Here is a 22,467-nt window from a genome sequence, read left to right on the forward strand (position 1 = left end):
GGCGCCGGCCGGAGCCGGTCCGCGAGCCGGGCGTGCCGTCCCCGCGGGGAGGGCACGCCCGGCCTGCGTGGGGGGCCGGGCAGGGCCTAGGGCCTGCTCCGGACCACCGCGGTCGCCGCGAGCGCGGCGACCAGGTAGACGACGGCTCCGGCGCCGAACGCCCAGGCGTAGCCGACGACCACATCGGCCTGGGCCGCGGCCACCGCCATCAGGGCGGCCAGGCCCACCGTGGGCCCCAGTTCCATCGCGGTGTTCATCACCCCGCCCGCCAGTCCGGCCTGGTGGGCGGGGACGTTCGTGGTGGTCAGCACGGCGGAGCCGGAGAAGATGAAGGACGTGCCCCCCGCCAGCAGGACCGCGCCCGGCATCAGCCCGAGGGCGAACGACGTGTCGGGGCCGATGCCGGTGAGCAGCGCCAGTCCGACGGCGCCGGCCACCAGTCCGGCGATGGTGACGGCTCCCGCGCCGTGCCGGCCGACCGCCCGCCCGGCCAGTTGGTTGGCGACGATCAGGGCCAGGGTGAAGGGGACGAACGCGCCGGTCGTGGCCAGGGTGGACCAGTCCTGCTGTTGCTGGAGGTAGAGGGAGAGCAGGAAGGTCACCAGGCCGGTGCCCGCCGCTGCCAGCAGGATGCCGACGAGGCCCACCAGCCGGCGGGGCTCCACGGTGAAGCCGGGCGGCAGGAGCGGGTCCCGTACGCGCCGCTCGACCAGCAGGAACAGGACGAGCAGGACGGCCCCGATCGCGAGGGGCACGAGGACGCGGGGCGAGCTCCACGGGTGGTCGCCGCTGAGGATCAGGCCGTAGCTGCCGATCGAGATGCCCAGCGTGGCGAGGAGCGCCCCGGCCGGGTCGAGTCCCGGCGGGGCGGCCGAGGCGTCGGCGGGGTCGGCCGGGAGCAGTCGGCGGGTCAGCAGGAGCGCGACCACGGCGACGAGCACCGGAACGGCGAACATCCAGCGCCAGGAGACCCAGGTGGTGACGGCGCCCGAGGTCAGCGTGCCGACCGCGGCGCCGAGGACGGACACGCCGCCCCAGCTCGCCATGGCCCGGCCGAAGGCCGCGGGTTCGCGGAAGACGGCGCGCAGGACGGCGAGGGCCGCCGGTGCGGTGAGCGCCGCGCCGAGGCCCTGGCTGAACCGGACGGCGACCAGCGCCTCGAACGAGGGGGCCCAGGCCGCCGTCGCGGACGCGAGGCCGAACAGCACGAGGCCCAGCACGAACATCGGGCGGCCGCCGTACCGGTCGGCCAGTCGGCCGCCGAAGAGCAGCAGACCGCTGTAGGGGAGCCCGTACGCGGCGTTGACCAGGACCAGGTCCGCCGCGCTCAGGCCGAACTCCCGGCCGATCGCGGGCAGCGGCACCGCGATCAGCGTGATGGTGAAGATCAGGGTGGCCTGGACGACGGCGAGCATCACGAACGCGAGTCCGGCCGGGGATCCGGTGCCCTTGCCGGGGGCTCGGCCCTCGCCCCCGGGGCCGTCGCCGGAGCCCACCGGTCCGGCCGCCGGTGTTCTCGGGGGCAGGGTGGGTTCGGTCAGGGGCTGGGTGGGGTCCATCGCAGGTCTCTCCTCTGGGGCCCGTCGGGCGTCGGTGACTCGGTGGGCATGTCCGTCCGGCCCCGTCAGGCCGTGGTCCGGGCGGCCGCCCGGACGGCCAGCGCGACGTCCTCGTCGACCAGTCCGTGGTTGAGGGCGAACGCGGCGGCGGATCCCATACCGGCGGAACTGACCACCAGGGCACGGGGATCCACGACGTTGCCGACCGCCCACACCCCGGGCACGCTGGTGAGGCCGGAGCGGTCGGTGGCGATCCACCCGTCGGCTCCGCGCTCGCAGCCCAGCGCGGTGAGCAGTCCGTCGCGCGGCACCATGCGCGGGACGACGAAGACCGTGCTGCGGGCGACGCCGCTGGCCTCGGCGAGCTCGACCCCGCGCAGCCGGTCGTCCTCGACCACGAGCCGCTTGACGGTCCCCTCGATGACGGCCACCTGCCGGGCGCCGAGGGCCGTGCGGTCGTCGTCGGTCAGCTCCAGCCCGTGCCGGAACAGCACGACGTCGTCGGACCACTGACGCAGCAGCAGGGCGTGCCGGACCGCGCCGGGGCTGGTCCCGAGGACGCCGAGCGGCTGGTCGCTGACCTCGTAGCCGTGGCAGTACGGGCAGTGGAGCAGGTCCTTGCCCCAGCGCTCGCGGACGCCGGGGATGTCGGGGAGTTCGTCGCGCAGGCCGGTCGCCACGATCACCCGGCGGGTGCTCAGCACCACGCCGCCGACGAGGCGGACGGTGAAGCGCGGCGCGTCGTCCTTGCCGTCGCGCTCCACGTCGTCGACCTCGCCCTGTATGAACTCCGCCCCGTACCCGGCCACTTCGGCCCGGCCGGTCTCCAGGAGCGCGCTCGGCGCCATCCCGTCGCGGGACAGGAATCCCTGCATGTGCGCGGAGGGCGCGTTGCGCGGCGCCCCCGAGTCGACGACGACCACCCGGCGGCGCGCCCGCGCCAGGACCAGCGCGGCGTTGAGGCCGCCGGCCCCGGCACCGATCACGACGACGTCGATGCCGTCCTCGTGGGTGAAGCCGTTCCGCGATCCGTTCTCGGACATGTCCGCCCCTCTCGTCTCACTTTTCCTGCCCGCGCCTGCTCCCGCGATCAGCACGCACAGGGTGCGATCGGCCCCCGCAGCGGGACAACGTTTGTTGCCGTTTCCGCAACGACCCGGTGGAATGGGCGATATGAAGCAATCACCTGCCATCTCCCAGGTCCTCGACGAGGTGGGTCCCCGGTTACGCCGGTTGCGCACGCAGCGCGGCGTGTCGCTGACCGCGATCGCCGAGGCGACCGGGATCTCCAAGAGCACGCTGTCCCGGCTGGAGTCGGGGCAGCGCCGGCCGAGCCTGGAGCTGCTGCTGCCGATCGCCCAGGCCCACCAGGTCCCCCTGGACGAGCTGGTGGGCGCTCCGGAGGTCGGCGATCCGCGGATCAGGCCCTCGCCCCGGAGCGTCAACGGCAACACGGTGCTGCCGCTGACCCGTCAGCCCGGTCCGCTCCAGGCGTTCAAGATGGTGCTCCCGGCCACCCGCAAGACGCCCGACCTGTGCAACCACGAGGGCTACGAGTGGCTGTACGTCCTGTCCGGCACGCTCCGGCTGCTGCTGGCCGACCACGATCTGATGCTGGGTCCGGGTGAGGCGGCCGAGTTCGACACCCGGCTGCCGCACTGGTTCGGCACCACCGGGGAGGGCCCCGTCGAGGTGCTCAGCCTCTTCGGCCGGCAAGGGGAGCGTATGCACGTACGGGCCCGCCCCCGGGAGGGAAGCCGCCCGGCCCGTTGAGGTCCGCGGCGAGCATGTCGGTCACCTGCTCCCCCGCCGTGTGCGGGAACAGATGGTCACCGGGGAGGATCCGCACCCGGCAGTGCCGCCGGGTGTGCGCCTGCCAGCCCGCGAGCCGCGCCCGGTCCGCCGACGCGTCGCCCCGGCCGCCGAGGGCGGTGATCGGGCAGTGCAGCACGTCCTGGGCGCGGGCCCGGTAGGCCTCGGCGATGGCGAAGTCGGCCCGCATCAGGGGCAGTAGTCTGCCGATCGCCTCCGGGTCGGCGAAGGTCCTGCGGGCGGATCCGTAGAGTTCCCGGACCCGTTCGAGGAACAGCTCGGGCGGCAGTCGGCTCAGCTCGTCCGCCCCGGCCCCCGCGCGGGGCGCCCCCTGCCCGGACACGTAGAGCCGCTCGGCGACCCGGTCGTGGCGCCACTCCAGGCGGGCCGCGATCTCGTACGCCAGCAGCGCGCCGAGCCCGTGCCCGAACAGGGCGAACGGCCGGTCGCAGAACCGGGTCACACAGGCGGTCAGGTCCCGCAGCAGTGCCTCGGTTCCGGCCACCGGGCGCTCGTGGGCCCGAGAGCCCCGGCCCGGCAGCTCGACCGGGGTGACCACGATCGAGGGGGCGAGCTCCCGCGCCCAGGCCTCGTACATCCGGGCCGAGGCCCCGGCGTACGGCAGACAGAACAGGCGTACCGACAGATCCGTCATCACGCGCCCGCCCCGGCGCAGGGCCGCCGTCGCACCTGCGCCGGCAGGCCGGCCCGGAAGGGGGAAAGGTGTTCCGTGCCTGGCTCTCGGGTCTTCGTGGACATGCGCTGCCACCCTTTCGGTTCGCCGGGACGACTACGACCTCCGGGGTGACGGACACCGACCGTGCCAGGCCCCCGCACGGCCCGGCTGACCGTACCCGTGCGGAATGATCGCTCCTCAATACGGTGGATCCGCAGAATCGACCGAAGGGCCATCGCGTGCTGGCCGAAGTCCGTATCTCCGACAACGGTGCAGGCGCGCGGCGTGTTAGCGTCCGGACAGCACGCAGCGCAACGCTCACCCGGCTCGGCCCAAAAGGCTGGAAAGGGTGGTCTCCAGGCTCTCGTCTTTACTGTCGAACAGGGGGATGCAAGCGGTGTCCAGGGAGTTGTTCGGACGGAATCAGGAATTCCGGATTATCGAGGAGATGCTCGACTCCGCATTGGCGGGCGAGGGAGCATCCGCCCTGGTGGAGGGCATCATCGGGACCGGGAAGACCACCCTGCTCCGATGGTCGGAGGGGCAGGCCCGACAGCGGGGCATGCTGGTGCTTTCGGCCACCGCCGCCCCCACGGAACGCCGCTTTTCGATGGGTATCGTTCATCAGCTGTTCAGCTGTCTGGAAAAGGCGGGAGTTCCCTCGGCCCCGCCCGGACAGTACACATCGCGCCATCCGGCACAGGTCGACCCGCAATATCTGCAGCTCTCCGATCTGTACAAGGTAATGAGTGCGACATCGGAGCGCATCCCGATTCTGGTGACGGTCGATTGCATTCAGTGCGTCGATCGGGATTCTCTCTTATGGCTGGGATTCCTCTTGCGCCGGATCGAGAACATTCGCGTGGTGTTGCTGGCGAGCCAGCGCCGGGGGGAACCGGCCGGCGACCAGAACCTTCTGGTCGAGTTCATGGAGAGCATCCGTCCCGACCGGCATCTGCGCCTGGAGGACCTCGGCCCGAGTGCCGCGTCCCGTCTGGTCGACGCGCTCGGCAGCTGCGTCCCGGGCCCCGCGGAGACCCTCATCGCGGACAGCGGCGGCAATCCGTATCTGCTGACCCAGCAGATACTGGCCACCCACAGTGCGGAGCAGTCGGGCGACGGCGTCCGGTACGACTCCGCGGCGGACCTCCCGATCAGGCTCCGGGCGGTCAAGGACCGGGTGTTGAGCCTGCTGCGCCGGCTGGACCGCGACGGTCTGCGCGTCGCGCACGCCGTCAGCGTCGTCGGCGGTTCGGCGATGACCGCCGAACTCATCGGGGAACTCTGCTCCTTGTCCGTGGAGGAGGCGTCGCGCAATCTGGAGCAGCTGGCCGAGTGCGGCATCCTGCACCCGACGAGCCTGGTCTTCCGCCACCCCGTCATCGCGCGGCTCCTCTACCTCGACATCCCCCGCTCGCACCGTGCCGTGCTCCACCAGCAGACCGCCCGGTGCCTGTACCACCGCAGGTTCGGCCCCGCCGACATCACCCCGCACCTCGTGCAGGCGGCCGCCCTCGACGAACCGTGGATGGCCACCCTGCTGCTGGACGCCGCGCAGAAGCTGCTGCCGGGGGACGCGCCCACCGCCCTCGAACACATCGAGACCGTGGAGCGTCACGGCGTCCCGGAGCAGCTGGCCCCGCGCATCGCCGAACTGCGGGTGCTCACCCTCCTCGAACTGGACCTCCCCGGATCCGTGCCGGCGCAGTACGCGCTGCTCCGGCTCGCCGCGGGCCACCGGGAGCTGGCCGCACGTGCGCACCGGCTGGCCGACACCCTGATCCGCCTCGGCGAGCCGCAGGAGGCCCGTCAGGTGCTCAACAGCGTCCACGACCGGGTGCGGGACCAGGACGCCGCCGCGGCGGCCCGGCTGAGCCGGCACCTGGCCCATATCTGTATGGACGACGGTGCGTGCGCCGACGCCCCGCGCGGACTGGAGCGTCTGGAGAGCGTCATCCTGCGCCGCATCGCGAAGGGCGAGTCGGCCGCGGCCGCGCGCCGGCTCTGCCGCATGTGTCTCGCCACGCCCCGCACCCCCTACGGTTCGCCTTCCTGGTACTACGCGCTGCTGGGGCTGATCTGGGCGGGCGACTTCGACGAGGCCCAGAGCCACATCGACGCGGAGGTGCGCCTCGCGATCAAGGAGGGCGCGGTGGCCCGCGTCGCCGAGGCTCGGGCCGTCCGCGCCCTGCTGCACATGCACCGGGGCCTGCTCACGGAGGCCGGGCGGGACGCCCGGCTGGCACTCACCGCGCTGCGGCGGATCGACGCGGACGCCCACCACATGGGCGCCCTGGCCCGCAGCGTGCTGATCGACGTGGCCGTGGAGAAGGACCAGCTCGCCGAGGTGTCCGAGCTGCTGGACGTCCAGGTGCCGCCGGCCGGGCAGCCCGCCGCCTGGTGGCACCTGCACCTCGCCCACAGCGCCGCCCGCGCCCTGGGCCGGCTGGGTCACTCGCGCCAGGCCCTGGCCCTGGTCACCTACTGCGAGCAGGAGCTGGGCCGCCGGGGGATCAGCAACCCGGCGGTGCTGCCGTGGCGTTCGACCAAGGCGCTGATCTGCGCCGGTCTGGGCAATCTGCCCGACGCCCGGCGGCTGGCCCGGCGGGAGGCCGACCTCGCCCTGCGGTGGGGAGCCCCGTTCGCCCAGGGCAGGGCGCTGCTCACGCTGGCCGCCGTGTCTCCCGTGGGTGACGTGCTGCGGCTCAACCGTCGCGCGGTCGACCTCCTCGACGTGGAGGAGGCCCCACTGCTGTACGCGCAGTCGCTGTACGCGACGGGGCACGCCTATCAGCAGGGCGGATCCACCGCCCGTGCCCGCGAGTTGCTGCACCGGGCCAACGAGGTGAGCATCGCCCTGGGCGCGGACGGGCTGGTGGAGCTGGTGCAGAAGGCGCTGCGCGACGCGGGCGGCCGGCCGGACCCCCGCAAGGCGTCCGCGGAGGCGCTGCTGACGCCTTCGGAGCGCCAGGTCGCCAAGCTGGCCTCCCAGGGGATGAGCAACCGGGACATCGCCCGGTTGCTCCAGGTGAGCCTGCGCAACGTCGAATCGCATCTCACCCACTGCTACCGCAAGCTCCGGATCAGCGGCCGGGGCGAGCTGAGCCGGTTCCTGTCGGCCGAGGAGGGCGCGGCGGGCTCGACGCTCCTGCACCCTCAAGCCGCGGCCGGACACCGCCGTCACCGGCAGTCCGCCTGACGCCGGACGGCCGGCCCGGAGTTCCGGCAGGCGCATGACCCCGTCGTGGCCGTCGACCGGGGGGAACGTCTCCCAAATCAGCGTCCAAGGCAGCGGTGACCGGCGGAATTCGGACATCTCGGTGCGCTGTGCGGTGGGGCGGGGAGGCCCGGCCCGCCGAGGATCGGAGAGATCCCTGCGTCCTTGATAACGTCGCCCCCGCGGCTGCGGACTTCTTCCCCCGACCCAGCCGTACGGGGTGGGCACGGGGACCGGGCGCGGCAGGACGAAGAGGGCCGACAGATGAGCCTTGCACAGGTGCACTACACCTCCCCCGCGCCGGGGGACGCGGAGTCGGCGGGCCGGTTCACGGCGGTCGGGCCCGGGGTGTCGGGGGCCCTGCTGGCCGAGATCGAACCCCTGGTGCGCTACGAACTTCCCGGGGGCGTACCCGACCGGCCGTCCGACGGCGAACTGCGTTCGCTGCCGCAGGCGTTCGGATATGCCGTGCTGTCCGACGGCAGTCGGCTGGTGGCGCGTTCGGCTCCGGTACGCGACCCGGGCGGCTCGGGCTCGGGTGTCCGGTTCCATGCGCACGCGGTGCATCTGCCGCCGGGGGTCCCGCTGCCGGGCGACCGGCTGCCGGTCGAGGCGTGGCGCTCGCCGCACTGGGCGGCGGTGACGCCCGGCGGGGCGATACCGGACCCGCTGACGCTGCCGCCGGGCCCGGCGGCGGTCTCCGAGGGCCTGGACGACTTCGCCGTGTCCCGCGGCCCCTGGCTCGCGGCGGTGCTGGCGGATCTGCGCCGGGCGAGCGAGGGCGAGGAGGCCGGCGGGCGACCGGTGGTGCTGGTGGAGCGGCAGTGCGCGGATGTGGCCCGGTGGCTGGGCCTCGCGTCGGTGACCCTGCCCAGGGAGTGCGCGGAGCGGCTGACGTTCACCACGTACACCCGGCGGCCGGGGAGTTCGGCGGCACGGGTGGTGGGGGTGCTGCCCGAGGACGCGACGGCGGCCCGAGCGGCGGGGCTGCGGGTGCACGCATGCACGGGGCAGGCCCCGGCGGGCGGTACCGAGGACGTATGGGCGGCGACGGCGGCCCGGGTCTGGCGGAGCCGGTCGCCCGAGCTGTTCCGCGAGGCGCGCGAACTGCCCGGGGAGCCTTTCGCCGCAGGGCCGTTGGCCGTGGTGGCCCTGTGCGCGGGGGTCATGCTCGGGCCGGACGGCCGGGCAGCGGGCGCCGGTTGGGCCGCCGAGCGCCCCTACGCGCTGGACGCCAAGCGCACGGGCCAGTTGGTCGAGGCCCTCACCTCCCCCGGCATCGACGACCGTACGGGATCCGAGTTCGACGCGGCCGGAAGGCTGTTCGGCGCGCTGGAGGGCCGTTGCCCGGCCTCGGTCACCGCGCCGCTCGCGGCGATGCTGGTCACCGAGGCGGTACGGGGCGGCAACGGCTCGCTGGAACTGCCGCGCCGGGACGCGTTCGCGGGTCCGGACGGGGCGGCCGTCGCCGGGGTGCTCGGGCCGGAGATCCTGACCGAGCTGGCCGACACGACCGGCTCGCGCTCGGTGGCGCGGACCGTGCAACTGCTTCGGGTGGCCCGGCTGCTGGGCGTGGACGGTACGGAGCTGCTGCCGGGCGTCGTGGACCGGCTGGCGCCCGCGCTGCTGACGGAGGCGGTCCGCGAGGACGCGGATCGGCCGGCGGAGCACGAAGGCCCTCCGGTCTTCGCTCCGGCTCTCCTGGAACTGCTGGACGAGCAGTTCGAGGTGCGGACGGCGCTGCTCGGCGCGCTGGACCGCATCGCGCCGCAGGACCCGGGGGCGGTGGCCCGCTTCCTGGAGCGGGTCACGCTGCCCTTCACCGGTACGCAGGCGCTGCCGCATCTGCGGATGTGCGCCGAGGTGCCGGAGGCGATGGCGACGCTGGGCGGTGACCGGGCGGCAGTGTGGCACCGGGTACTGCGCGCGGCCGGCCTCTCCCCCTTCGCCGAGCCCCTGATCCTGCGCACGGCGGTGGGCCTGGTCTGGGAGGACCGGGCCCCCACCGTGGAGGAGGCCCGGATGCTGCTGGAGGCGGCGACCTCGGACGCGCACCGGGCGGCCGGTACGTGGGCCCGCCTGGTCGACGCGGCACTGGGCGCACCGGCGGACGCGGAGGACGCCACCGCGCTCGCCCACGACCTGCTGCGCGGCTTCCCGCAGGAGATCGGCGGCCGGGAGCGGGCCGCGCTCCAGCTCCTGGACCTCTGCCGTGCCCTGCGCGCGGGGGCGCCCGAGCCCGGCTGGGCGGAGCAGGTACGCACGCTCCGGGACCGGGCGCAGCCGGTCGAACCCGCGGTGCGGGACCGGGCGTTCGCCTCCCTGGTCGAACGCCTGCTGGCCCCGGACCGGCCGGGAGCGGAGCTGTACGACTTCGTCCAGGGCGACGACGCGGAACTGATCGCCGCCTACGACCGTGCGGCCCGCTCGGAGCCGACCCGCGCCCGGCTGCGCACCCAGCCCGCCTACACGGCGGACTGCTTCACGGTCTGGACCGCCCACCCGCACGCGGGCTCCGCCTGGACGGCCACGGCCGCCGCCCTCCTGGACGAGGTGCTGCGCCCGGCCGTGCGCACGATGACGGCCGAGGCCGTCGCGGAGGTGGAGGAGACGGTGGGGCGCACCGGCAGCAGCGGCCGGGCGGTCGCCTTCCGCGACTGGAACAGGTCGAGCGCCCTGGGCCGGCTGGGCCGCCGGATCGCGGGCCGGGTGCGGCGGGGCTGACCCCGATCCGGGGCGGACCGCCCGGCCTCGCGCCTGTCTCAAAGTCGCACATGCATACGGTGCCCCTGTGCACCCGGGACTAGGTTGGCACCCCGGGGGGCGGCTCCGCCCTGCGGCGCTCAGACCAGCCGTTCATGGGGGAACCGTGCTGACCTTCGACGATGTGGTGAACGCACCCGTCAGCAAGCTCAAGTTGGCTGCTGACGACTGGGGCACCATGGTGACCAGACTCGAGAGACTCGCCGAGGATGCCCGCAACGGCATGAAGGCGAAGGCGACCAAGGCCCGGTGGGAAGGTGTCAACGCCGGTGTCACCAAGGGGTTCGTCGGAAAGACGGCAGCGGAGTTCGACGACGCCGTGTCCCAGGCCAGGGGCATCAAGTCCCTGTTGGCGGACGCCTACACATCCTTCGCGTACGCCAAGAAGACCTTGCTCGGCATTCAGGACGTAGAGGGCCCCGCGGCCGGTGTGGTGGTCACCGCGAGGGGCAAGGTGGTGGCCCGACACGATCTGGAGGACGACCACACCGCGCGTCGGGATCCGGACTATCCGGAGGCGCTGAGCAAGCAGAAGGCGGCGGTCGCCTCCTGGCAGCGGAAGGTCGACCGGATCGTCGAGGACTGCTCCGACGCCGACGAGTCCTTGAAGCGCGCCCTCGAAGCGAACATGAAGAGCGAGCACGACTTCAGCAAGCCCGCGTACAAGACCCTCGACGCGGAGCAGGCGGGTCACGCGGCAGAGCTGTTGAAGACGGTCACCGGAGAGGGCGGCACAGCCCGGAACCTCGAGGCGCTGCGCAAACTCGAGGACATCATCGACGACAACCGCGACGACCCCGAGTTCGCCACCGCCTTCTACCGCAGGCTGGGCGCGGACGGAACGCTGGAGGCGCTCACCCGGATGTCCCTGGACTCCACGTCCCTCGGTCCGGCGGGAGCGGACCGCGTGGGCATGGTCCGCAACATCCAGAGCGACATGGGGGCGATGCTGGGCCTGGCCACCACGCCGTCGGTACCGAACCATCTGGACGCCGCCTGGACCTCACAGCTCCTCCAGGCGGGCCGCAAGGAGATCGACGTCTCCGGGTTCGCGGGCGTGGGAGCCAAGGTGTACGGCTACCAGGCGCTCGGCGCGCTGCTGCGGGAGGGCACCTACGACCAGGCGTTCCTGACGTCGGTGGGCCGGGACATGATCGCCATGGACAAGAAGGACCCCGAGATCTGGTCCCGGAACCTGCCGTACAACCAGGACATGGCGATCAACCTCGGCACAGACGGGGGGAAGGGCTTCAACCCGGTCACCGGCCTCATGGACGCCATGAGCAGGCACCCTGCGGCGGCGGCGGAGTTCTTCAACGAGAACCTGCGGTCGGACACCAACAACGACGGCATCGTCACGCTGCTCGACGTGGAGACCGGCGGCAAGGACGCACAGAGCGTGGTGGACTACATGCTCGACGAGAAGCCTGCGGACGACTGGTACGACACGACGGCCGAGAGCGGCACCACGCTCGGCCAGAAGGCCATGGGCAACGCCCTGGAGGCAGCGGTCACGGGCCGCGTCCCCGGCGACGACGACGCACCGCCGGTACGCCACTCCGAGGACATGAGCGGTGTCATGGAGAAGGTCGTGGAGAAGATCGGCACGAACCCGGAGCTCGTATCGGCCAAGGCGGGCGACCCGCCAGGCCCGCTGAGCGCCCTGGCCCCGCAGTTCGGCAACATGGCGGCGGAGTACATGCCGGACCTCCAGGCGACCGCCGAGAACGCGGCGGGCCAGATCAAGCCGTTCGGCGAACCGGCGCAATTCGAGAAGCACTTGATGACGAGGTTCCTCGGCTCGGTCGGCCAGGACCCTGACGCCTACGGTGCGATCACGCATGCTCAGCAGGCCTACACAACGGCACTCGTGGGCGATGCGTTCCGCCATCCCGAGCGGCATGCGGACATGGGCGAGGCGATTCGTAACGCGGTCCATCCGGGCGGGGAGATCGCAGGAATGATGGCGGAGGCGCGGGCGCACGCGACCATCGAACTGAAAACGCACGAGAATGATGAGTACAACAAGGGCGTCGAGGACAACGCGAAGTGGACGAACCGGGTCATCGACCTAGTCGGCGCCAAGTACCTCGAAATGCTGCCCGTGGGTGGGGACGCTGTCACCTGGATCCAGGAGGACATCACTCAAGCGGTAGTGGATTCGGCACAGAATGACGATCTCGATGAGGCCGCACTCGCATCAGGGAAGGACTACACGGCAGCAGAGAAGTCCACCAGAATAGCGGCAGAATCGGCGGTCGTCACCGCAGGAAAAGCAGCCGGCCTGACACCTGATCAGTACAACGACTACAAGGGTTCCGCCGCCACGGCAACCGCAAGCGCGCACTCCATCGGGCGCGACATGGTAGAAGAAACCCGCCCCTGAGGGAGTATCCGCATGCACCGGCCCACGAGAATCATGGCATCACTGGCGCTCTCGCTCACCTTGCTGGGCGTCACGACCGGATGCTCCGAAGAGACGAAGAAGACTGCCCCGGCACTGCCGAATCAATTCTGCTGGAACGCATTCGACGGAGCGGCGGTGCAACCCCTGATACCCGTGGGCGAAAAACTGAGCCAGGATGTCGATCCCTTTCAGTTCGATGAACATAATTCGTCCGTGAGTTGCATCCTGTACGTCGATGGTGACTACGGATTCCGCGCCTTCGCCAATTTCGAGGACGAGGAAGAATTCATCGACTGGAGCTCATGGTCCGCGCACAAGCCGGACTCGGTTCGCACCGGAGAAAAGGGTATCGCCTGGGACACGGGCGCAGCCTCGTACGTGCCTTGCAGGCCCCTCCCCGGCACGGGCCCCTCGACCGGGAAGTTCGTCGAGCTTCGGATCCATGTGAGCCGCGCAAGCACCCAGAACGGGCGCAAAACCCTCCCCGCCCTCCTCAATCAATTCACCTCCTTCGCCCAGAAGGAACTCAAGTGCGCATGAGCTGACCGCACCCGCCGCTCAGTGAGCGTTTTCCAACCTCACGCTGATGAGTGGTGAAGGACGAGGACGGCCTTCACGACATCGGTGACTCGGTTGGTGCTGCAGCGGAGCTTCGGGCAGACCAGCACGCTCCCAGCACCGTCACGCAGCCTGGTGCAGGCGAGTGCGCTTCGTCGTCGCGGACCGGCGAGCGTCACGGTGAGGTGTCAGAGCGGCGCTGTACGGTTATAACCGCGTTGAGAAAGTGGAGAGTTGGACGAGGGAGATGGGGGCGGAGCCGTGGGGGCCGTGCGTCGTGCGGGGAAGGGTGCCGCCGGAGTGGCCGCGGTCGTGTTGCTGCTGGTGGGGTGCAGTGGCGGCGGGAGCGACGACGGGCAGAAGCCCGAGGGGCAGGAGCGTACGGCCACGACGGGCGCGGCGCCCACAGAGGAGCGGAAGCCCCGGGTGGAGGTGCCCGCCGCCTTCGACGGCACCAAGGGGTGGGCCGTGGAGTCGTCGGAGAAGCTCAGCCGTCCCGTTTACGCGCCGCACGCCAAGGAGGTCCTCTTCCTCAAGAACGCCCGGGACGGCAGGTCCACGCAGGTAGTGGCGCGGGATCTGCGGACCGGTGTCGTGCGCTGGACCGGCGCGCCGGTGGAACTGTCGGCGTCGGGGCAGGACGGCTCGGTGAACGGCGAGGTGACGCTCCTGCTGACCTCGAAGGACGAGACCGACTACGCGGTGGTGAAGTTCTCGGGCGAGACGGGCGGCGACGGGGCGTCCAAGTCCCGCGACATCACGCGGCTCAACGTGTTCCCGGCCGGCGGTTCGGGCGAGGTCGAGGCCGACCGTACCTTCGAGTTCCCGCACAAGGGCGAGTTCTTCGCCGCCCAGGACAGCGGCGGCGTGGTCCACACCTCCACTCAGCCGCGGGGCACGGAGGCGAAGCTCGCGTCGGTGGACGTCACCACGGGCGAGCAGACCACCTACACGACGCGCGAGCTCGCGGCCCCGAAGGGGGTCGCACGCTGCACCCAGTGGCGGTCCGCCGGCCCGCGCGAGTGCGACAAGCGGGCCCACGTCTTCGGCGTCTCGCCCCAGGGGCCGCTGGCCTCCGCAGACGCCTCCTCCTTCTGGCTCGGCGGCGGAAACTGGCACAGCGGCCAGAACGAACCGTCCGACGCCGGACAGGGCATCTTCGGGTTGGTGGAGCCGAGCTACCTCGGCGGCGTGATCGTCGCGGACTGGTCCGCCGGGAAGCAAGGCACGATCCGCCGGTACGAGGTCCGCGACCCCGGCACCGGCAAGGTACGGGTCACCGTCCGCTGCGAAGGAAAGCCCGTCGGCGCGGACAGCAGGCCGCCCGCGCCGACCTTGTCCGGCGGCCGCTACGTCCACGCGGGCCCCGTCGTGCTGGATCTGCGCGAGAACAAGGGCTACTGCTTCGAGGACACCGAGGACCGCAAGAGGGTCACGTTCACGTCCGTGGACGCCGAGCGTCGCATCGCCTACGGAACGGTCCCGGCCGACCGCTCCAGCCGCCCCCCGCTCCCGGTCGAGGTCGACCTGGCCGCCGACAAGGTCACCCCGCTCGGCCCTGACGTCGAGCCTCCCACCTGGGTCGCCGAGGGCGTCGCCGCGTACGTCCCCGAGCACGGCGAGCGCTCGTGGGTCACCGGCTTCACGGCGGGCTTCTACCCGTCGAAGTAAGTCGCAGCTCCGCTGCAGCACCAACCGAATCACCGACGTCGTGAAGGCCGTCCTCGTCCTTCACCACTCATCAGCGCGAGGTTGGAAAACGCTCAGTGAGGCTCTCCACCGGTGCCGGTGCGAGGTGCGGATCCATCGGTCAGCCGCTGGACGGCCTTGAGCACCTGGCCCGCTCCGTCCTCGGTCAGCAGATGTCGCGCCGCTTCTTCGGCGGCTCGGCGGTGTGCCTGCTGCTGCACCACGCGGTGCAGTGAGTCGGCAAGCCGTTCCGCGGTGAGGGACCGGAAGGGGATCGGGTCGGTGGCGGCGCCGATGGCGGCGAGTCGGCTCGCCCAGAACGGCTGGTCCGCGGTGACCGGCACGGGGACCGCGGGCACTCCGGCGCGCAGCGCGGCGGCCGAGGTGCCGGCCCCGCCGTGGTGGACCACCGCGGCCAGCCGCGGAAACAGCAGGGCGTGCGGTACGTCCTCGATGGTGAGCAGGTCGTCCCGGTCGGCGGCGAGCCCGGCGCTGCCGGCCTGGAGGATGCCGCGCAGCCCGGCGCGGCGCAGGGCTCGCACGGCGATCTCGCTCAGCCGTTCTCCGTCGCCGGACGCCATGCTCCCGAAGCCGATGAGGACGGGCGGGGGTCCGGCCCGCAGGAAGTCCTCCAGTTCGGCAGGCAGCCGTTCGGTCGCCTCGTGATCGGGCCACCAGTTGCCGACGACCTCCAGGCCGGAGCGCCAGTCGGAGGGGCGGGGCACCAGGGCCGTGCTGAAGCCGTGCACGATGGGCCAGTGCGCCTGTTCCTGTCGCCGACGCATCTCGGCAGCGGAGGCCGGGGGCAGTTGGAGGCGGTGACGCAGCCTGGCGACGGCCTGTTCGTAGACGCGGTCGGCCATGCGCAGCGCGAAGCGTCCGGTGGCCCGGTTGGCGAGACGGCCCAGTGAGGGGGAGCCGGTGACGACGGGCGGGAAGTCGCCGGTCGGTGCGGTGGGTTGGAGGTACACGCCGAGGCTCGGGGTGCCCGTGGCCTCGGCGAGGTGCCAGCCGAGCGGAGCCGTGGTGGTCGAGAGCAGGAGCAGGTCCGTGCCGCCGTCCATCACATCGGCGAAGCCCTGACCCAGTTCGGTGATGAACGCGGCGGCAGTGCGCATGAGCTGCCGCTTGCCGGTGCCGCTGCCGCGCACCCGCGCGTCGGCGGGGAGGCTGCGAAACTCCAGCCCTGCGCCGCGTACGAGGGGGGCGAAGGTGTCTGTGGTGGCGAGGGTGACGTCGTATCCGGCCCGGCACAACACGGCGCCCAGACCCGTGTACGGCGCGACGTCGCCGCGCGATCCGGCTGCGGCGATCAGGATCCTCACCGGCCCTCCTCGGAACCGGTGCGGCCACCTGCGTGGCGGTCCGCGTTGGCGTGAACCGCCTTGCGCGTGTAGGCGGCAAGACCCGGGCGTTGCTGCGAGGGCGGTATGACCAGAGCGAAGGCGCGCGGGTCGGCGACGAAGTCGTCCGCGATGCGCCGGTGCATGTCGGGCGGGCAGGCGGTGAACCAGCGTGCGGTGTGCAGGCGGTGCTCCTCGGCGAGGTCCATGGCCCGCTCGCCATGGCTCAGCTCCCCCTCGTCGAAGGCCGCGATCAGCTCCGCCCGCCAGGCTGCGGCCTCGCCCATGAGCTGACGCCAGTCCTCCTTGGTGTGGGCCGCCGCGCGCGCCATCGCCTCGCGCTGTCCCTCCGATTGCGCCCACTTCAGCTCTGCCTCGGTGGCGTAGCTCAGGTCGAAGGTGATCTCACCGAAGACCTCGAAGCGTTCTTGAGGAGTCAGGGACACCCCGGTCTTCTGGACCTCGATCGCCCGCTCCGCCACCTCGGCCAGCCGCTGCAGCCTGGCGATCTCCTCACTCAGCTGCCGTTGCCGGGCCCGTAGCCGCTCCAAGGGGTTCACCTGCGGATCCTTGAAGATCGCGGCGATCTCGTCGAGGGCGAAGCCGAGCTCGCGGTAGAAGAGGATCTGCTGGAGACGGACCAGGTCGGCCTCGCTGTAGAGCCGGTATCCGGCGTGGCTGCGGTCACTGGGCGACAGCAGTCCCGCCTTGTCGTAGTGATGCAGTGTCCGCACCGTCACACCGGCGAAGGCCGAGACCTGCCCCACGGAGTAGCTCATCCACCTGCCCTTTCGTCGGCCTACAGCCTCAAGCCTGACGTAAGGGGAGAGTCAACTCCCGCCCGCTTCGCAGCGGAGCGGGGCCTTGCCCGGCGGGGCCCGCCGGACCGCGGGCCGCACGCGGTCCGGCTGCCGCTGGGGTTCAGTCCCAGTCGTTCTGGTTGAGGAAGCGGGCGAAGCCGCGCCAGGAGTTGGGGCCCATCGCGCCGTCGATCGGGCCGGTGTAGCCGTGGGTAGCGGCCAGGCGCTGGACGGCCGCCCAGGTGTTGGCCCCCGGTACGCCGTCGATCGGGCCGGTGTAGCCCCAGCCCCGTACGCCGCGCTGGAGCGCCGCGTAGGTGTTCGGGCCGGGAACGCCGTCGATCGGGCCGGTGTAACCCGACGTGATCCGCAGCCAGTTCTGCGCCCGCCGCCACATCACCGGCCCCGGGACACCGTCCTGCTCCGTCGCCGACTTCGGCAGGGGGTCCTCCCCGGGCAGCGGCGGGTCGGTCGGCTCGGTGAGATCGAACGCGGAGGGCCGGGCGACGTTGAGGTCGACCGGTCCGACACCGCCGGCCGAGCCGACGGACGTGTACTGGTGGGCGGACCAGTCGGGATAGCTGCCACCGAGGTCGGGCGGGCCGTGCAGGCTGCCGTCGTTGGGCCCCCAGGAGGCCGCCCACAGGTGGGCACCGGCCGCGATGGTGTGGCTCCAGGTGCGGGCCCGGAGAGCGCCGGCGCTGATGTAGAACCAGGGCACATAGGCCCCGACGTGTTCCCGGACCCGGTGGAACCAGGCGGACACCTCCCCGTCCTCCCACAGGCGGGTGGAGTCGTCGAGCACCTCGACGTCCAGCGCGAGCACGTCGCCGACGCGGTAGTCGTGCAGGTTCGCCACGAAGAAGTCGGCGGCGGCTTCGGGAGTGAGGAAGTCGCCGGACAGGAAGTAGTGGCCCACCCGCAGGCCGGCGGCGCGGCTGCCGTCGACATGACCGGCGTAGGAGGAGCTGACGTACGGGCCGTCGGCGAGCTGGCAGCCGCCCGCCTTGACGATGGCGAACTGCTGGCCCTGCCCGGCGGCGAGGGCGTAGTCGATGCCGTTCTGGTAGTTGGAGACGTCGAGGCCGTACAGGTCGGCCGCCCGGGACCGGGGCGAGGCGGCCGCGGCGCCGGCGGCCGTCGCGATTCCGGCCGGGGCCAACGCTGTCGCGAGGGCGCCGCGCATCCAGGTTCTCCTGCGCATACTTCCTCCGGGAGCCGAACGGGAATGGCATGTCCGTGTCAAATTATACGCGCGTAGGTTACCGTGATCGCCTCTACTTCCGCCACATCAAGTCGCTTGTATGACTGAGGAGTTGACATGTGCGAGCACCACGGACCCGATGACGGGGCCAAGGACCGACAGAGCCCCGGGATGAGCCGGCGCACCCTGCTGCGCGGCTCGGTCACCACGTTCGGTCTGGTCACCGGTGGCAGCCTGTTTCTCGCCGGTCCCGCACAGGCGGCGGACCTCTACCACCCGTTCACCGGCTACCCGCACACCGCCGGATGGCAGGACCACATCAACCGGGGCTCCCTGGGCGGGCTCGACTACGCGATGTCCGTCGGCACCCCGCTGCCGGCCGCGGGCGCCGGCACCGTCACCAACATCCCGAACAACGGCACCGGCGGCCACACGGTGACCATCACCCACAGCGACGGGTACCGGACGCAGTACATGCACTTGTCGCAGTTCTCGCTGGCCAACGGCGCCTCGATCGGCAAGGGCGGCATCGTCGGCCTCTCCGGGGGCGCCGCCGGCGCTCCCGGGTCCGGAAACTCCGACGGGCCCCACGTCCACTGGCACCTGATCACCCCCGGGGGCACCCGGGTCAATCCGCTGGACCACCTGGGCGGCGGAGGCGGCAGCCTGCCGAAGTCGGCGACGGAGCAGGACGGTGTCCCGGGGCCGGTGATGTGGCGGCGGGCGCAGAACTGGCTGCGGATCACGTCGGGTTACACCGGCCCGATCGACGGCGTTCCCGGCCCGAACACCTACGCGGCGCTCCAGCGCGGCGTACGGGGCTGGGGATACACCGGCCCGATCGACGGCGTACCGGGGGCCAACACCTGGGCGGCCGTCCAGCGCCTGGCCGCTACCCACGGCTACACCGGCCCGATCGACGGCGCGATGGGCCCCAACTCCTGGCGCGGCTTCGCCCGCTTCCTCAACCAGAACGACTGGGACTGAACCCCTCAGTACAGCAGGTCCAGCTCGGCCCGGACCGTCTTGCCCGGCCTGCGGTCGAGGACCGCCCAGCGGTCCGCCAGGGCCTCCACGATCAGCAGCCCGCGCCCGCTGTCGGAGCCGTCCTCGGGTGGGGTGATCCCGCCGGGGCCGGGCGGCCGGCACTCGCCCCGGGTGTCGGACACCTCGACCCGCAGGAGGCCGGGCGTTTCCGGGTCGCCGGGCATGTGCGACAGGCGCAGTTCGAAGTTGCGGCCCGGAACGCGGCCATGGGTCGCCGCGTTGGCCGTCAGCTCGCCGATGATCAGGGCCGCCGACTCCGAGGCGTCACTGAGGTACGGGATGCCCCAGAGGTGCAGCTTGTAGAGGCCGACGCGACGGGCGAGCCGCGCACCGCGCGGATCCGCTGCGAACTGCCGATTGAACACACGTACGGTTACGGGGGGTTGGGTCTTCGTAGACGCTTCCATGCCCCCAGATTCCGGGCCCCGCCCCCGCTCCACCAGGTCAGCAACCCGTACGCTCAGTCAGCGTACGGGTGCGAAGGGTAGACGGTACGGGTCACGTTCCGTGAGCATGGACGGGTCGTGGACCAGGACAGGCGCACGGGGAGGTGGCCGTACATGACGCACGGCACGGACGGCATCGACAGCACTACGTACGGGACGTTCGGCAACGGCCAGGGCCGCAGCCCCGAACCCGAACCGCAGTACAGCCTCAAGGTGTTCGGGGAGGTCGTCAAGGCCTGCCGCAAGCGGGCCGGGCTGACGCAGGAACAGTTCGCCCCGCTCGTCGGGTACTCACCCGAGACCATCGCCTCCATCGAGCAGGGACGGCGCTTCCCGCCTCCGGACTTCGTGGAGCGCGCCGAATTGGTGCTGGACGCGTTCGGGGTCATTCGGGGCGCGGCAAAGCATCTGACGCGACGGAAGGGGCTGGCGAGCTGGTTCCGGCAGTGGGCCAGCCTGGAGCTGGGGGCGCTGAGCCTCTACACGTACGAGTGCCGGTTGATTCCGGGGCTGTTGCAGACGCCCGCGTACGCGCGGACACTGTTCGCCGACCAGTTGCCACCACTCGCCGACGAGCAGATCGAGGCCCAGCTCGCGGCTCGACTGGAGCGTCAGCAGCTCCTGCGGAACCGGCCCAACACCGCGTTCAGCTTCATCCTCGAAGAGCACCTGTTCCTGCGGGACTTGGGCGGTGAAGACGTCACCCGGGAGCTGATCGACCACATCCTCGATCTGTCCGAGCTACGCAACGTCAGCATCCAGATCATGCCTCTGGTACGGCATCACCACGCGGGTTTGGACGGGCCGATGCAGCTGCTGGAGACACAGGATCACCAGTGGTTCGGTTACCTGGAAGGACAGAAGTACGGCCAGTTCGTCTCCGACCCCGAAGTGATCAGCGCACTCCAGATGCGGTGTGCCAATATGCGTTCACAGGCTCTCTCGTTGGACGACTCCAAGAGCCTGATGCGGCGGATGCGAGGAGCGAGATGAGCACCACACCCCTGGCCTGGTTCAAGAGCAGCTACAGCGGCGGCTCCGGCGACTCCTGCGTCGAGGTCGCCCTGGAGTGGCACAAGTCGAGCTACAGCGGCGGAGACGGAGACTCCTGCGTCGAGGTCGCCGCCTGCCCCTCCACCGTCCATGTCCGTGACTCCAAGATCGAGGAGAGCCCGGAGCTCGCCCTCGCCCCGGCCGCCTGGACCCACTTCCTCGGGTACGCCGCCCAGGGCTGAGCCGGCCGCGCCCCTCACCCTGTTCGGGTGTCAGCGGGCACGGTGTCCTTGGCCAGGAGCGTGTTGCCGGACCAGCAGAGCCGGTAGAGGTCGACTTCGGCGAACAGGTCGCTGCCGGAGCGGTAGAACTCGCAACGGGCGCCGGGCGGCCGGGGTGCGGAACGGGCGTGGTCGGACGGGTAGGGATAGGCGCGGGCCGGCAGCAGCCGGGCGAGTTCGGCGCGCGGCCGGCCAGGAGTCAACTCCTCGAACCGAGAGGGCGGGAGAACGGTCGTCGTCAGTTGCCACGCCAGGTAGACGGCGGCCGGTACGAAGAAGACGGCTGCGACAACAGGTGCGACGAAGGCGACGGCGGAGCGGCGACGGGCGTCACTCCGTACGGAGGCGAGCCGCTCGGCGGAGTCCGGCAGGACCGCGTCCGGGGAGACCACCGTGGCCGGGTGGGGAGTGTCCTCGGACGGCGAAGCGGTCGGCGTCACTTGTCGCAGCGCCGGGGTCCCCGTACGGGCGGTTGCCTGGTGCGGGAGGACGGCGGTGAGCTGGAACCCGTCTTGGGCGGGGCCGGTGCGCAAGGAGCCGCCGAGGACCGTCACCCGCTCCTGAAGGCCTATCAGCCCCCGTCCTGTGCCGCTGGCGTGCCCCGTACCGCCGGCCGGCGGTACGGCGTTCACGACGCTCACCCGGGTGCGGTCGGGCTCGTGGGTGATCCGCACGCTGATCGAGCAGTCGGGTGCGTGCTTCGTCGCGTTGGTGAGGGCCTCCTGCACCACCCGGTATATCCCGCGTTCGACCAGGGAGGACAGGGGAGGCGACGCCCCGCGCCGGTCCCAGCGCACCGGCACTCCGGAGGCGACCGCCCGTGCGAGGAGGTCCTCGACGGTGTCGTTGACCGGCAGACCCGCACCCGTGTCCCCGCCGGGCGGGTCCTTCAGGACCGCGACGGTCTCCCGTACCTGCTCCACCGCGTCCGCGATCGTCCCGCGCAGATCGGCGAGGTCGGCGCGGTCGCGGTCGGTGAGGTCGGGCGAGAGCTCCAGCGCCCCGGCGCGCAGGGCGACCAGGCTCAGCGCGTGGCCGAGGGAATCGTGCATGTCGGCCGCGATTTCCGCGCGTTCGGTCAGCCGTGCCCGTTCCGCGACCAGATGCTGCCGCTCTTCCAGGCCCCGGGCCAGCCGCCAGCCCTCCCGCACGAGTCGGCGCCGGCCCCGCCCGTGCCGGCCCGCCAGCCAGGGCAGCAGCAGGGCCGCGGGCAGGACGGTGAGCGCGTAGAACCACCACACGGGCTGTGCTCGCAGCACAGCGCACGCCGCGAGATCGACCGCCGCGCAACCCGCGAGCACCAGGAGCGGGCCCCTGGCCGTGGTGACCCGGGCGCCGAGCAGACAGCTCAGGGCGGCCAGCGACAGGACGTGGGCGTTGCCGGGAGTCGCGGTGTCGGCCAGGCCCATCGCGCACAACCCGTTGACCAGCACGACGGCGGCTCCCGGGCGGCGGCGGGACCACGGCACGGCCACCGCCAGGACGGCCAGGGGAAGCATCAGGTCCAGCGTCAGGGAGGCCGCAGCCGCGTCCCGGTACCCGTAGCCGGTGGCGGCGGCGAGAGCGGCCCACAGAGCCGCGTCGCCGCACGCGGATCTGACCGAGGTGGTGCGCGGGCGCTGCATGGTGCGTCGGTCCTCCTTCCGTCGGCAGTCCTGAGCTGTCGGGGGAG

At 71.8% G+C, this 22,467-nt stretch carries 17 protein-coding genes; 9 read left to right on the plus strand and 8 right to left on the minus strand.

Going from position 1 to position 22,467, the window contains the following annotated elements:
* Positions 1-86 precede the first annotated feature (86 nt).
* The gene (locus tag ACH4UK_RS20735; protein ID WP_398358230.1) at positions 87-1,559 is read right to left on the minus strand and encodes an MFS transporter; all 1,473 of its coding nucleotides are present in this window, start codon (positions 1,557-1,559) and stop codon (positions 87-89) included.
* Between the two features lie 65 nt (positions 1,560-1,624).
* Positions 1,625-2,602 carry an NAD(P)/FAD-dependent oxidoreductase gene (locus ACH4UK_RS20740; protein WP_398358232.1) on the minus strand — a complete coding sequence of 326 codons (978 nt, stop codon included), beginning with the start codon at positions 2,600-2,602 and terminating at the stop codon, positions 1,625-1,627.
* A gap of 130 nt (positions 2,603-2,732) precedes the next feature.
* Between ACH4UK_RS20740 and ACH4UK_RS20745 the strand changes: the two genes are divergently transcribed.
* On the plus strand, positions 2,733-3,332 hold the full coding sequence (locus tag ACH4UK_RS20745; RefSeq protein ID WP_398358234.1) for a helix-turn-helix domain-containing protein: 600 nt from the start codon (positions 2,733-2,735) through the stop codon (positions 3,330-3,332).
* Here the strand turns inward: ACH4UK_RS20745 and ACH4UK_RS20750 are convergent.
* Positions 3,256-4,026: a thioesterase II family protein gene (locus ACH4UK_RS20750; RefSeq protein WP_398358236.1), complete on the minus strand. Its 771-nt coding sequence runs from the start codon at positions 4,024-4,026 to the stop codon at positions 3,256-3,258. The two genes, ACH4UK_RS20745 and ACH4UK_RS20750, sit on opposite strands and share 77 nt — an antisense overlap.
* 409 nt (positions 4,027-4,435) lie before the next feature.
* Between ACH4UK_RS20750 and ACH4UK_RS20755 the strand changes: the two genes are divergently transcribed.
* The 5 genes from ACH4UK_RS20755 (at position 4,436) to ACH4UK_RS20775 (ending at position 14,663) form a co-directional block, all read left to right on the plus strand.
* Entirely contained in the window at positions 4,436-7,246 is a 2,811-nt protein-coding gene (locus ACH4UK_RS20755) for a BREX system ATP-binding domain-containing protein (RefSeq protein WP_398358237.1), read from the plus strand.
* A gap of 282 nt (positions 7,247-7,528) precedes the next feature.
* The gene (locus ACH4UK_RS20760; RefSeq protein ID WP_398358239.1) at positions 7,529-9,988 is read left to right on the plus strand and encodes a GTPase-associated protein 1-related protein; all 2,460 of its coding nucleotides are present in this window, start codon (positions 7,529-7,531) and stop codon (positions 9,986-9,988) included.
* Positions 9,989-10,133: 145 nt separating this feature from the next.
* Positions 10,134-12,413 carry a hypothetical protein gene (locus tag ACH4UK_RS20765; RefSeq protein ID WP_398358241.1) on the plus strand — a complete coding sequence of 760 codons (2,280 nt, stop codon included), beginning with the start codon at positions 10,134-10,136 and terminating at the stop codon, positions 12,411-12,413.
* A 12-nt stretch (positions 12,414-12,425) separates the two neighbouring features.
* Positions 12,426-12,974, plus strand: a complete 549-nt coding sequence (locus ACH4UK_RS20770; RefSeq protein WP_398358243.1) for a hypothetical protein — start codon at positions 12,426-12,428, stop codon at positions 12,972-12,974.
* 318 nt (positions 12,975-13,292) lie between these two features.
* Entirely contained in the window at positions 13,293-14,663 is a 1,371-nt protein-coding gene (locus tag ACH4UK_RS20775) for a hypothetical protein (RefSeq protein WP_398358244.1), read from the plus strand.
* A 92-nt stretch (positions 14,664-14,755) separates the two neighbouring features.
* On the opposite strand, the gene ACH4UK_RS20780 is transcribed toward ACH4UK_RS20775, so the two are convergent.
* From ACH4UK_RS20780 to ACH4UK_RS20790, 3 genes are all read right to left on the minus strand, one after another.
* On the minus strand, positions 14,756-16,006 hold the full coding sequence (locus tag ACH4UK_RS20780) for a glycosyltransferase (RefSeq protein WP_398358246.1): 1,251 nt from the start codon (positions 16,004-16,006) through the stop codon (positions 14,756-14,758).
* Complete coding sequence (locus ACH4UK_RS20785; protein ID WP_398358247.1) at positions 16,003-16,803, minus strand: MerR family transcriptional regulator; 801 nt, start codon at positions 16,801-16,803, stop codon at positions 16,003-16,005. Before ACH4UK_RS20785 ends, ACH4UK_RS20780 begins: the two co-directional genes overlap by 4 nt.
* Positions 16,804-16,945: 142 nt before the next feature.
* Positions 16,946-18,028 (minus strand): GH25 family lysozyme, encoded by a 1,083-nt coding sequence (locus ACH4UK_RS20790; RefSeq protein WP_398358249.1) that lies wholly within the window; start codon positions 18,026-18,028, stop codon positions 16,946-16,948.
* A gap of 117 nt (positions 18,029-18,145) precedes the next feature.
* Between ACH4UK_RS20790 and ACH4UK_RS20795 the strand changes: the two genes are divergently transcribed.
* Positions 18,146-19,015: a peptidoglycan DD-metalloendopeptidase family protein gene (locus ACH4UK_RS20795; protein WP_398358251.1), complete on the plus strand. Its 870-nt coding sequence runs from the start codon at positions 18,146-18,148 to the stop codon at positions 19,013-19,015.
* Positions 19,016-19,020: 5 nt separating this feature from the next.
* On the opposite strand, the gene ACH4UK_RS20800 is transcribed toward ACH4UK_RS20795, so the two are convergent.
* On the minus strand, positions 19,021-19,482 hold the full coding sequence (locus tag ACH4UK_RS20800) for an ATP-binding protein (RefSeq protein ID WP_398358252.1): 462 nt from the start codon (positions 19,480-19,482) through the stop codon (positions 19,021-19,023).
* A gap of 153 nt (positions 19,483-19,635) precedes the next feature.
* Here ACH4UK_RS20800 and ACH4UK_RS20805 point away from each other — a divergent pair, with 153 nt between their 5' ends.
* Together ACH4UK_RS20805 and ACH4UK_RS20810 are read left to right on the plus strand one after the other, a co-directional pair.
* Positions 19,636-20,514, plus strand: coding sequence for a Scr1 family TA system antitoxin-like transcriptional regulator (locus ACH4UK_RS20805; protein ID WP_398358254.1), 879 nt, complete (start codon positions 19,636-19,638; stop codon positions 20,512-20,514).
* A complete protein-coding gene (locus tag ACH4UK_RS20810; protein ID WP_398358256.1) occupies positions 20,511-20,756 on the plus strand; it encodes a DUF397 domain-containing protein in 246 nt (81 codons plus the stop codon). The genes ACH4UK_RS20805 and ACH4UK_RS20810 overlap by 4 nt, the downstream gene beginning before the upstream one ends.
* A 14-nt stretch (positions 20,757-20,770) precedes the next feature.
* Here ACH4UK_RS20810 and ACH4UK_RS20815 read toward each other — a convergent pair whose 3' ends face one another.
* Entirely contained in the window at positions 20,771-22,420 is a 1,650-nt protein-coding gene (locus ACH4UK_RS20815) for a sensor histidine kinase (protein WP_398358258.1), read from the minus strand.
* Positions 22,421-22,467: the final 47 nt, after the last annotated feature.

Origin of the sequence: Streptomyces sp. NPDC020884, assembly GCF_044333935.1 — a bacterium.
Taxonomy (GTDB): Bacteria; Actinomycetota; Actinomycetes; order Streptomycetales; family Streptomycetaceae; genus Streptomyces.